Here is a 12,376-nt window from a genome sequence, read left to right on the forward strand (position 1 = left end):
TAGGCACATGGTTTCAGGATCTCTTTCACTCCCCTCCCGGGGTGCTTTTCACCTTTCCCTCACGGTACTGGTTCACTATCGGTCACTAGAGAGTATTTAGCCTTGGGAGATGGTCCTCCCAGATTCCGACGGAATTTCACGTGTTCCGCCGTACTCAGGATCCACTCTGGAGGGAATGAACTTTCAACTACGGGACTGTTACCCTCTATGGTAGGCCTTTCCAAGCCGCTTCATTTAACTCATTCCTTTGTAACTCCGTGTAGAGTGTCCTACAACCCCAAGAAGCAAGCTTCTTGGTTTGGGCTCTTCCCGTTTCGCTCGCCGCTACTAAGGGAATCGAATTTTCTTTCTCTTCCTTCAGGTACTTAGATGTTTCAGTTCCCTGAGTCTGCCATCAAAACGCTATGAATTCACGTTAGGATACTGTTCGATTAAAAACAGTGGGTTCCCCCATTCGGAAATCTCCGGATCAAAGCTTACTTACAGCTCCCCGAAGCATATCGGTGTTAGTGCCGTCCTTCATCGGCTTCTAGTGCCAAGGCATCCGCCATGCGCCCTTAATAACTTAACCTAATTGATTCCAATCTGCTGCGTAATACTTTGTCAGCTACACTTGTTCGAATGCTCATGTACGTATGTACACTCCGCTTCTCACTGCATTTGCTTTCGCGTCTTACTTGCATCTTGAAATAATTTTCACATAAGTTATTAAGCCTAAAAAATTAAAACTTAATAATTCAAAATCTATAAAAGAAATTTGTGTTTGTGTTACTTTCAATGTCGTTTTATCCAGTTTTCAAAGAACAAGTTTGAAGATCATTTGCATGAGCCTTCAAAACTAAACAGCAAGTAAGATAATCTGTAGAAGACCAAAGGTCTTTTCCGTTATATTCCTTAGAAAGGAGGTGATCCAGCCGCACCTTCCGATACGGCTACCTTGTTACGACTTCACCCCAATCATCTATCCCACCTTAGGCGGCTGGCTCCTTACGGTTACCCCACCGACTTCGGGTGTTACAAACTCTCGTGGTGTGACGGGCGGTGTGTACAAGGCCCGGGAACGTATTCACCGCGGCATGCTGATCCGCGATTACTAGCGATTCCGGCTTCATGCAGGCGAGTTGCAGCCTACAATCCGAACTGAGAACGATTTTATGAGATTAGCTTACCCTCGCGAGTTTGCGACTCTTTGTATCGTCCATTGTAGCACGTGTGTAGCCCAGGTCATAAGGGGCATGATGATTTGACGTCATCCCCACCTTCCTCCGGTTTGTCACCGGCAGTCTCCTTAGAGTGCCCAACTAAATGATGGCAACTAAGAATAAGGGTTGCGCTCGTTGCGGGACTTAACCCAACATCTCACGACACGAGCTGACGACAACCATGCACCACCTGTCACCAATGTCCCCGAAGGGAAAATCCTATCTCTAGGACGGTCATTGGGATGTCAAGACCTGGTAAGGTTCTTCGCGTTGCTTCGAATTAAACCACATGCTCCACCGCTTGTGCGGGCCCCCGTCAATTCCTTTGAGTTTCAACCTTGCGGTCGTACTCCCCAGGCGGAGTGCTTAATGCGTTAGCTGCAGCACTAAGGGGCGGAAACCCCTAACACTTAGCACTCATCGTTTACGGCGTGGACTACCAGGGTATCTAATCCTGTTTGCTCCCCACGCTTTCGCGCCTCAGTGTCAGTTACAGACCAGACAGTCGCCTTCGCCACTGGTGTTCCTCCAAATCTCTACGCATTTCACCGCTACACTTGGAATTCCACTATCCTCTTCTGCACTCAAGTTCCCCAGTTTCCAATGACCCTCCACGGTTGAGCCGTGGGCTTTCACATCAGACTTAAGAAACCACCTGCGCGCGCTTTACGCCCAATAAATCCGGACAACGCTTGCCACCTACGTATTACCGCGGCTGCTGGCACGTAGTTAGCCGTGGCTTTCTAATAAGGTACCGTCAAGGTACGTTCATTTCCTAACGTACTTGTTCTTCCCTTACAACAGAGTTTTACGATCCGAAAACCTTCATCACTCACGCGGCGTTGCTCCATCAGACTTTCGTCCATTGTGGAAGATTCCCTACTGCTGCCTCCCGTAGGAGTTTGGGCCGTGTCTCAGTCCCAATGTGGCCGATCACCCTCTCAGGTCGGCTATGCATCGTTGCCTTGGTAGGCCGTTACCCCACCAACTAGCTAATGCACCGCGGGCCCATCCTACAGTGACGCCGAAGCGCCTTTCAACTTCAAAACATGTGATTCGAAGGATTATCCGGTATTAGCCCAGGTTTCCCTGAGTTATCCCGATCTGTAGGGCAGGTTGCCCACGTGTTACTCACCCGTCCGCCGCTAAATCAGAGAAGCAAGCTTCTCGTCATTCGCTCGACTTGCATGTATTAGGCACGCCGCCAGCGTTCGTCCTGAGCCAGGATCAAACTCTCCATAAAAGTAGTTTGAAAGCTCATTTGCTTTGCTAGCGTTATCTTTTGATAACAATTGCTTATTCACTTAACGTGATAAGACTTGTTTGTGATTATCTTCTTGCTTGTTTAGTTTTCAAGGTTCATGTTATTGCGTCGTTTCTTAGCGACTTCAATATCTTATCATCTTATCGATTTGTTTGTCAACAACTTTTTTAAAAAAGTTTTTTCGACTTATCAATCAATGTTGATGTGTTGTTTTGTTGTCATGTCTTACTGACATTTAATATAATACAATAACTTCTTGTTCGAAGTCAACACTTTTTATAAACTTTTTTAAAAACTTTATTCAACCTTATATAAACGATGTTTTACATCATTCGACTTCGTCGGTAAAAGTTCTATCTTAATATAACCTTTATCAATTAAGTATTCAACAAATACCTCTAAGTTAATCGAGTAATTTTTCAATTCTTCATGCTCATGTAATTCTTGAATCGTCCATACATCTTTTTGTTTCATTACTTCAACAATATGACGACCGCTCTCAACAACCTTCTGATCTATAAAACTTTCTATATAAACGATTACTTCTAAAATCTTTTGTTCAATAGGTCGTGGTTTTTCAATAAAACCTTCATATAAATCATAAATTTCATTATTATATGTTTTTACTTGTTCCCACACTTTTAACTCTGGGTAAACACCTACTTCAATAATAGAAAGTCTTGCTACATGATGTAGACATTCCATCATTTGAAAGAAAGCATCTACATAATCACGTTGTTCAAAACTCACACGACCTTCTTGAAATCTTCTAAGTAGCTTTGAAAATTCAATACCAAGTTTTACATGTCGACCGTATCGTGGATTATTTCGCATCTCTTGTCGCAGTGAATAAATTGTTTCATTACGATCAAATACAACACGACCGTCCATAATCCAATTGATAATTTTTTTATTCGTACCTAACAGTAACCATTTACGCAATTGTTTGTTTGTCACGATATGCATAGCTGCATGATGTTCTTCATATGTATAGTGTTTTGTAAAAACAGATAGCTCTGCTTCTGCTACTAATATAAGAAGAATCGCATCTATATTATCTGTTTCAGGACTTAGATCATCAATCTTTTCGACTAAGATAGCACCTAATGTATTTGGATCACTTGCTCGCTCTTGATAAATTGGACGTAAAATATGTTCCACTTGAATTCCCCCTGCTTCTACTCATTAGAAAGTCATGTTCGAAAACGCACAAAATGAAATCCAGACACATGCATAGATTCATCTCTATCTTTAATCATATTAAAACGAACGTCACTCGGCAAGAGTTAACAATAAAAAAAGGAATTGCGTTATGCAACTCCCTCTTACTATTATTGCGACTGCTCTTCTTGACATTCAGGACATACACCATAAATCTCTAAACGGTGTGAATTAATTTTAAAACCTGTTACGTGTGAAGCGAAATGTTCAATTTCGTCAAGCCCAGGGTAATGGAAGTCTACAATCTTACCACATGACTGACAAATCGTATGATAGTGTTTGCTTGTAACAAAATCAAAACGGCTTGCATTATCGCCATATGTTAATTCTTGTACTAATCCAGATTCTTTAAATACACGTAAATTATTATAAACAGTGGCTACACTCATATTCGGAAATTTTGACTCTAATGATTTATAAATCTCATCAGCTGTTGGATGTGACATCGCTTCAATCAAATATTCTAAAATCGCATGACGCTGCGGTGTTATCCTAACGCCTGTTTTCTTGAGCGTGTCTAGCGCAGTTTCTAATTGCATTTCAGACATCGCCATGCACCCTCTTTCATAAGTATTCTTTAATTATAATCGTTATAATTAGTTTATCTAATATTAGTAGTTACTGTCAACTTCTTATACTCAAAATTAAAATACCACGCAGCTATTCTCAAATAGAAGCGTGGTATTGAAAATTAGTAACCATTTTTTAAATTTACTTGGTTTGTGATTTGATCATAATCATCCTTACGATAGTGACGATAGTTTTCTTTAAAAATATCGAAACTTCTTTCAAGATAACGAGAAGACTGACTTGAGACATGTGGCGACACAGTTAGATTCTCTAAGTCGTATAGTGGTGAGTCTGATGGTAAAGGTTCTTGTTCAAATACATCACACACTGCATAGGCAATCTCTTTTTGTTGTAACGCTTCTATTAACACATTCGTCGCAACTAAATCGCCTCGTCCAAAATTCAAAAATAATGTGTCGGGGTTCATCGCTTTAAAATGATCTGCTGTTAATAAATATTTTGTTTCTTTTGTACTTGGCAAAACAGACAAAACAATCTCAGCTCGAGGTAATGTGTCTAATAATTGATTGAAAGCAATCATTTCATCCATATAATCTGCCTGTTTACCTGAACGATTACAACCAATTGTGTTTACACCGAAAGCTTGAAGTAAACGCCCCATCTCACTCCCAATTGCACCTGGTCCTAAAATAAGAGCTGTTGCACCATTTAACTCTTTTGAAGGCATTTTTCTTTTCCAATTATGTGCGCGTTGTTCTGCATAGATTGCCGGTAACGAACGATAATATGAAAGAATGTGTGCTAAAACGGATTCTGCCATCGGCTTTTTATGAATGCCTCTTACATTTGACACAATAATTTCGGTTTCGTCTAACTCTGCAAGCGGCATTTTCTCAATTCCAGCAGAAGCAACAAAAATCCATTTTAGATTTTTCATGGACTTCATATGCTCAGGCGTTAAGTCTTCTCCATATGTCACAAGAATCTCTGCTTCATTCAAATGATTGTTATCTACTTTTGTCTCGTAGATGATTTGTTCTTCTGGCATGAACTGTTCTAAATCCTTTTTTAAATCTGGTCGTGGATCAAATGTGAAATAAATCATTCATTCTCACCTCTTAAAACTGCTGCTACTTTCGCAACATGATCTTTGACACGAACATTACGCCATTCTTCTTGAACAATACCTTCTTTATTAATTAAAAACGTCGAGCGTACAATTCCCATGTATTCTTTACCAAAATTCTTTTTCAGTTGCCATACACCATAGGCTTCTGCTACTTTGACATCTGTATCAACTAATAAAGAGAATGGTAAGTTATGTTTTGCGATGAATTTTTCATGTCGTTCAGCTGGATCTGGACTTACACCAAGAATGACAGCATCTAAATCTGAAAAATCTTCGTAAGCTGCAGCAAAATCACAAGCTTCTGTTGTACAACCAGGTGTCATGTCTTTTGGATAGAAGTATAAAATTACATTCTTTTTACCTAAGAAATTTTCTAACGCTACTTGTTCCCCTTTTTCATTTGGTAATGTAAATAAAGGTGCTTTTTTATTTTTCAATGATTCCATCTAAATCCCTCCATGAATTGAATTATTTCTATTGTAACAATATATTTGGTAAATATCGTGAATTTTATATACAATGAAAAAATAGTTGACCGTTTCTACAATATGATATAAAGTTACGACGATAAATAATGAAAGAGAGGTTACCCACTTTCACATGAAATTAGGTGCCCGGATATTAAAAACAGGTGTAGCAATTGTTTTCGCACTTTACCTAGCGAACTGGTTTGAACTACCTGCTCCTATCTTCGCAGGAGTCGCGGCAATCTTTGCTTTACAACCTTCCATCTATCGGTCTTACAAAACCATTATTGAACAAGTTCAAGGGAATCTAATCGGCGCTGTTATCGCCGTTATTTTCGGTCTTACATTTGGTCATTCCTATGTAGTCGTTGGATTTGCTGTTGTGGTGACACTCATCATTATGATGAAGTTCAAATTAGAAGGGAGCATCTCACTTGCTCTCGTAACGATTATTGTGATTATGGAATTTCAAGAAGGCTCTTTCATCGAGTTCGCGATGTGGCGATTTGTCACAGTCATGACCGGTGTACTTGCAGCATTCATCATCAACTTAATTTTCTTACCGCCTAAATACGAAGAAAGATTATTCACATCGATTAAATATTTACAAACAGATATTATTAAGTGGATTCGTCTCGCTGTTCGTCAAGCATCTGAACATACATCAACAAAACAATCTTTACGTCGACTTCGCAAACAGTTCGAACGTGTAAATAATTTGTACAAATTATTTAAAGAAGAACGTGGTTATACAAAAAAAGCACGAAATATGAAACACCGTAAACTTGTCGTCTATCGTCAAATGTTAATTACGATGACGAAAAGTATCGAGGTATTAAATCGTCTTCACCTTCATGAAAATGAATTATCGCATCTTCCTGAAAAGTTCCATATTATGATTCAAGAACGTCTTGATTTCTTACTAACATATCACGAGCAACTATTGCTAAAATATACGGGTAAGTTAAAAGCTGAACATACGACTTGGATTGGCGAAGAAGAATTCTTACAACGTAATGAAGTCATGGATATTTTCGCGCAACATATCGTACATGAACATGCGAGTGAAAGTGAAGAAGAATTCTCAAGTTACCACTTGTTACACATTCTTTCACGCATTTTAGATTATGAAGAGAACTTAGAACATCTAAATACACTGATTACATCGTTCATTCAACACCATGCATCTGAATCGTTCAAAGAAGAAAATGAAGAAGTTATTTAAAAAAACCGAAATCGCGCCTTATGATGCGATTTCGGTTTTTCTGTTTTAATCTAATACTTGTACTTGGAATAAATCGTGATATGCTCCGCCTGCTTGCATAAGCTGTTGGTGCGTTCCATGTTCTTTTACTTCACCATGATCGATGAGCATAATTTGATCGGCATGCGTAATTGTCGATAAACGATGCGCAACAATTAATGTTGTACGATTATGCGCTAAGCGATCTAATGATTCTTGAATAAGTGCTTCGCTCTCCAAATCAAGCGCTGAAGTCGCTTCATCTAAAATTAAAATCGGTGGATTTTTTAAAAATACACGTGCAATAGCAACACGCTGTTTTTGACCGCCAGATAATTTCACGCCACGTTCCCCAACTAATGTGTCATAACCATCTGGGAATGACATAATAAAATCATGTGCGTTCGCTGCTTTCGCTGCTGCATAGACTTCTTCATCTGTCGCCTGTGGATTCCCCATCAAAATATTTTCTTTAATTGAGTCACTAAATAATACATTATCTTGTTGAACAATCCCGATATTTCGGCGTAAAGATTCAATCGTTAAATCACGTATATCTTGACCATCTATTTTAATCGACCCGCCTGTCACATCATAAAAACGTGGAATCAAACTAATGATTGTTGATTTCCCACCACCACTCATACCAACAAATGCAGCTGTTTGTCCTGGTTCAATCGTAAAGTTCAATTGATTTAAGACATTTCGACCGTCATCATTATACCGGAATGCGACATCATCAAACGTTACTTTACCTGCTACTTGTTGTAATTCTTTCGCATTTTCACGATCTGTAATGTCATACTTTTCATCCATTAATTCAAACATACGGTCCATTGAAGCAACAGATTGCGTTAAAGTAGTTGAAGAATTAACAAGGCGTCGAAGTGGATTATATAAACTATCAATATAGCCGATGAATGCTGCTAGTACACCAAGTGTTAAACTACCATGAATCACTTGATAACCTGCATAACCAATTACGGCTACTGGCGCCATACCTGTAACTGTATTAACAACCATGAATGTTTTCGCATTCCAACGTGTTTGGTCTAAAGCTTTTTCTAAAAAATTGCCATTTGCTTTTTTAAAAACACCTTGTTCATGTTGTTCCAGTGTAAAACTCGTAATGACACTCATTCCTTGAACACGTTCATGTAGATAACTCTGAACACCTGCTAAAGCTTTTGAACGTTCACGCGTTAACGTACGCAATTTTGTAAAGAAGAACTTTACGCTAATAACATAGAATGGCAACGCGATTAACGTTACAAGTGTTAATTTGAAATCCATGTATAACATGATACCAATCGCAATAACAACTGTCACAAGGTCAATCCAGACATTCATTAACCCCGTCACAATAAATTCCTTTGTCTGTTCTACATCATTAATGGTACGAGAGATAACATCTCCTACACGATTATTCGCATAGAATTTCTGACCTAATTTCTGCAAATGTCCATACATATTGGTTCGAATATCATAAAGCACACGGTTACTAATACGCTGTGCAAAATATTGACGGTAATATTCGATTGGTGGACGAACAATAAAGAATAAAAATGCCATGAAAATTATCCACATGAATAATTTTTTTGTCTTTTCATCCGGTGGTAAACCATCATTACTAATAACATCATCAATGATGACTTTAATTAATAACGGTATCGCTAAGGGAATCATGAATTTGATTACACCGAGGATAAAAGCAAATACGATATCCCATTTATACGGTTTTACAAATTTCATGTACCGTTTCATACTATCCATTTGGATCACTTCCTTTAAATTTCACACGACCTATTTTGTCGCAAAATTCATTATAAGTTTTATTTCGTAAATAGAAAAGGTTTAAAATTTTCCAGTCGAAATAAAAAAACGTTCTCAGAAACCGAATGGATTTCTAAGACCGTTCTCTCTTCTACGAGACTATGCGTTTTGTTCTTGTCCTTACTACTCTTCTTGCTGTTTAATCTGCTTATAAAATTCATAGCGATTCGTCCAAGCTTCAATAAAGTCCGGTGCAAAAGGTCCCCTTCTTTGTTGAATCCAGTTAATTAATTTGTTCACATTTGCTTTTAAAATACTATCGATAACTGGTGGATAATTCATCTCTTGTTTATGCTGTTCATACTCATCTTCATCTAATAATGTGTATGACATATCGGGAAAAATTTTCACATCCAAATCATAATCAATGTATTTAATCGCATTATGATCAAATACGAATGGCGAACTCATATTGCAGTAATAATAGACACCATCTTCACGCAACATACAAATAATATTAAACCACAGCTCTGTATGGAAATAAGTGATGGAAGGTTCACGCGTCAACCATGTTCTTCCATCTGACTCTGTCACCAATGTGCGCTCGTTTGCACCGATTAAAATCTTCGGTGTACTTTTGAGGACCATTGTTTCCTGCCATACACGATGAATTTGACCGTTATGCTTGTAGCTATGAATTTGTACAATGTCCCCTTCTGCTGGAATTGTCATTTTTAGCCCACCTTTGTGAAACGTAGTCATTTAAAGAACTTCTTTGTAACATTATATCAATGTAGACATTAAACGTGTAGCAAAAAAGTCATGTTCCACTAAAAACTTCAAATTCCTTCTTTTTCTAACATTTTAATTAAAGCTTTTTGGTATGCACGCGATACGATTGTAAAATCTTTTGCATCGGTACAGGTAATGGTAGATGTTCGATTTCATCTAATGTGAACCACTTACCCGACTTCGATTCGCCCTTAACATAGAAAGCTTTTAGATGCCAAACGATGTGTGAGAAGATATGTTTTAGTTCAACTAATTCTTCCTGACCATGTAATTCAATTTCATGTTCTTTTGTATACTGTGCAATGCCTGAATAATCTGCCGTTTGTTCGACCATTGGGAATTGCCACATATTCGCAAGAAGTCCTGTAGCAGGTCTTTGTTCCATACAAATCTGTCCTGCTTCATTTTCAATGACATAAACATCATAATGCAATTTTTTCACTTTTGTTTTTTTCACTTTTACAGGTAACTCTGCTGTTCTTCCTTCTGCAAATGCGCCACAATAATCACGAACAGGGCAAAGTAGACATTTCGGAGAAGTAGGCGTACAAACTAATGCTCCTAATTCCATTAATCCCTGATTAAAATCAGATGGATGATCTGGATCAATTAAATCCATTACAGCTTTTTCAAATACTTTTCTTGTTTTCGGTAACGCAATATCATCTTCAATTAATAGCACACGACTTAATACACGCATGACATTCCCATCAACAGCATGTTCAGGAACACCGTACGCGATACTTAAAACAGCACCTGCCGTATAAGGCCCGACACCTTTTAATTTCGAGATTTCATCACGTGTATTTGGTACAATTGATCCGTAAGATTCAACGACTTCACGTACACCTGCTTGTAAATTACGCGCACGTGAATAATATCCTAATCCTTCCCACTGCTTTAATAAGAAGGATTCTTCCGCTTCAGCTAGTACTTCTGGAGTTGGGAACTTTTCTAAAAAATTTTCGTAATAAGGAATGACGGTGTCTACACGCGTTTGTTGTAACATCACCTCTGAAACCCAGATTTTATAAGGGTCCTTCGTTTTTCGCCAAGGTAAATCTCGCTTTTCACGTTGGAACCATTCGACTAAAAATTGTTGAAACTCTTTTTTGTATTGATATGACACTGGGGGCCTCCTTGAATTAAAATAAAGATAAATCGGGTATAGCAACTTTAAAAGGCGATTCGTATTGTAAGGAGTTGAAAAAATGGATACTGGGACTCACTTAGTTATGGGCATTACGATTAGTGGCCTGACATTTGCAGATCCAACCGTTGCAGCAAGTACTGCAACAGCGACAGCGGTTATCGCTGGCGTCATGTTAGGATCACAAGCGCCTGATATTGATACGGTATTAAAGCTTCGCAATAATGCCGTCTACATTCGTCATCATCGAGGGATTACACACTCGATTCCGGCAGTCTTTATTTGGCCTACATTAATCACACTTGTCCTATTACTGTTACTACCAGATGCCAATGTACTTCATCTCTGGTTATGGACTTTTTTTGCAGTCGCCTTACACGTATTTGTAGATATTTTCAATGCTTATGGTACTCAAGCTTTGCGGCCATTCACAAAAAAATGGATTGCGCTTGGGATTATTAATACGTTTGATCCGATTATTTTTGGATTGAATGTAATTGCCATTATGATTTGGGCATTCGGTGCTGATCCTGTCATCACGATGTCGATTTTATATGGCACACTCGTCATTTACTATATCATAAGAACTTGGCTACATCATGCTGTAAAGCAAGCTGTTCAAAATACCATTCCAGATGTAAAAGACATCTATTTATCGCCTACACGTTACTTCTTCCAATATCGTGTAGCAGCGAATTCCGATACACATCATTATGTTGCAAGAGCTTATGGACGTTCAATTACTTTGCTCGACAAATTTAAGATCGAGCCACTACCCGAAGAAGAACTTTTCGAAGTTGCTATTCAAGATGAAAATTTAAGAAGTTTTCTATCCTTTTCACCCATCTATCGTTTTGAAATTCGTAAAATCAAAAATAATTTAACCGAAGTGCGGCTAATCGATTTACGCTACCGCAGTAATAATCGCTATCCATTCGTTGCGGTAGCGCAAGTAGACGAACATTTAAAAGTCGTTAATTCTTATACGGGCTGGATTTTCTCAGAAGAAAAATTACGTTCGAAATTAGATTAAAACTAAAAAAGCACAATGTGGATTAAATCTCATTGTGCTTTTTAACTATATAGAAAGAGGTGTTTTCAATCGATTTACTATTTTTAGCAAAAGAACGTTTCCCTTTATTTGCTTTATTCCTTTTTTTATTTTTATTATTGTTAATTACACTCGTTATTATTTTAAAAAATCAAAAGAAACTGTCCAAAGTGTTTGTCATTTGGACGGTCATCGTACTTAGCCTCTGTATCATTTTACTTTCCGTTCTTACACTTCTACTACTTTCTTTCGGTTATAACATGTAAAAAGTGAGATAGCGTATTCGACACGCTACCTCACTTTTTTAATTTAATAAATCTTTATATTTTGGATTACGCGCTACAAATTCATGTAGTGTCGAACCGTAACTTTCAATCCACTGACGTACCATTTTCTCTGTCATTTCTTCACCCTTATATGAATAACCTGCTTGCGCATAAGTTGATTCAAAATCAGACCATAATAACTCAATCCATGTACGTGCCTTTTCTTCACTTAAATTCTCATTCGATTGTTGCAGTAACTCTGCCAACTCTTGAATTTTTGTTTTCAA

Annotated in this window: 10 protein-coding genes and 2 rRNA genes (1 of these 12 running past the window's edge); 2 read left to right on the top strand and 10 right to left on the bottom strand. The window is 38.1% G+C overall.

The genetic code is table 11. From position 1 onward, the window contains the following. The 6 genes from QN089_RS12485 to bcp form a co-directional block, all read right to left on the bottom strand. A 23S ribosomal RNA gene (locus tag QN089_RS12485) occupies window positions 1-571 on the bottom strand; it reaches 2,359 nt to the left of the window's first position. Window positions 572-898: 327 nt separating this feature from the next. Beyond that, window positions 899-2,445 (bottom strand): 16S ribosomal RNA (locus QN089_RS12490). Together the 16S and 23S rRNA genes form the textbook arrangement of a ribosomal RNA operon. A 318-nt stretch (window positions 2,446-2,763) precedes the next feature. Then, window positions 2,764-3,627 carry a nucleotidyltransferase-like protein gene (locus QN089_RS12495; protein WP_068450961.1) on the bottom strand — a complete coding sequence of 288 codons (864 nt, stop codon included), beginning with the start codon at window positions 3,625-3,627 and terminating at the stop codon, window positions 2,764-2,766. Window positions 3,628-3,797: 170 nt separating this feature from the next. Further along, window positions 3,798-4,241 (bottom strand): peroxide-responsive transcriptional repressor PerR, encoded by a 444-nt coding sequence (perR, locus tag QN089_RS12500; protein WP_068450958.1) that lies wholly within the window; start codon window positions 4,239-4,241, stop codon window positions 3,798-3,800. A gap of 137 nt (window positions 4,242-4,378) precedes the next feature. Further along, window positions 4,379-5,323 (bottom strand): NAD(P)-dependent oxidoreductase, encoded by a 945-nt coding sequence (locus QN089_RS12505; protein WP_285215420.1) that lies wholly within the window; start codon window positions 5,321-5,323, stop codon window positions 4,379-4,381. Beyond that, window positions 5,320-5,793 carry a thioredoxin-dependent thiol peroxidase gene (gene bcp / locus QN089_RS12510; RefSeq protein ID WP_068450951.1) on the bottom strand — a complete coding sequence of 158 codons (474 nt, stop codon included), beginning with the start codon at window positions 5,791-5,793 and terminating at the stop codon, window positions 5,320-5,322. The genes QN089_RS12505 and bcp overlap by 4 nt, the downstream gene beginning before the upstream one ends. Before the next feature lie 154 nt (window positions 5,794-5,947). Between bcp and QN089_RS12515 the strand changes: the two genes are divergently transcribed. Then, complete coding sequence (locus QN089_RS12515) at window positions 5,948-7,039, top strand: FUSC family protein (protein ID WP_068450948.1); 1,092 nt, start codon at window positions 5,948-5,950, stop codon at window positions 7,037-7,039. 45 nt (window positions 7,040-7,084) lie between these two features. Here QN089_RS12515 and QN089_RS12520 read toward each other — a convergent pair whose 3' ends face one another. The 3 genes from QN089_RS12520 to mutY form a co-directional block, all read right to left on the bottom strand. Then, window positions 7,085-8,830, bottom strand: coding sequence for an ABC transporter ATP-binding protein (locus QN089_RS12520; RefSeq protein WP_285215421.1), 1,746 nt, complete (start codon window positions 8,828-8,830; stop codon window positions 7,085-7,087). Window positions 8,831-9,013: 183 nt separating this feature from the next. Then, a complete protein-coding gene (gene ntdP, locus QN089_RS12525) occupies window positions 9,014-9,562 on the bottom strand; it encodes a nucleoside tri-diphosphate phosphatase (RefSeq protein ID WP_068450943.1) in 549 nt (182 codons plus the stop codon). A gap of 136 nt (window positions 9,563-9,698) precedes the next feature. After that, a complete protein-coding gene (gene mutY / locus QN089_RS12530) occupies window positions 9,699-10,751 on the bottom strand; it encodes an A/G-specific adenine glycosylase (protein ID WP_068450941.1) in 1,053 nt (350 codons plus the stop codon). 82 nt (window positions 10,752-10,833) lie between these two features. Between mutY and QN089_RS12535 the strand changes: the two genes are divergently transcribed. Then, window positions 10,834-11,805: a metal-dependent hydrolase gene (locus tag QN089_RS12535; RefSeq protein ID WP_285215422.1), complete on the top strand. Its 972-nt coding sequence runs from the start codon at window positions 10,834-10,836 to the stop codon at window positions 11,803-11,805. Window positions 11,806-12,127: 322 nt separating this feature from the next. On the opposite strand, the gene QN089_RS12540 is transcribed toward QN089_RS12535, so the two are convergent. Beyond that, window positions 12,128-12,376, bottom strand: coding sequence for a YfhJ family protein (locus tag QN089_RS12540; protein WP_285215423.1), 249 nt, complete (start codon window positions 12,374-12,376; stop codon window positions 12,128-12,130).

This window comes from Kurthia sp. YJT4, assembly GCF_030219945.1.
Classification (GTDB): Bacteria; Bacillota; Bacilli; order Bacillales_A; family Planococcaceae; genus Kurthia; species Kurthia gibsonii.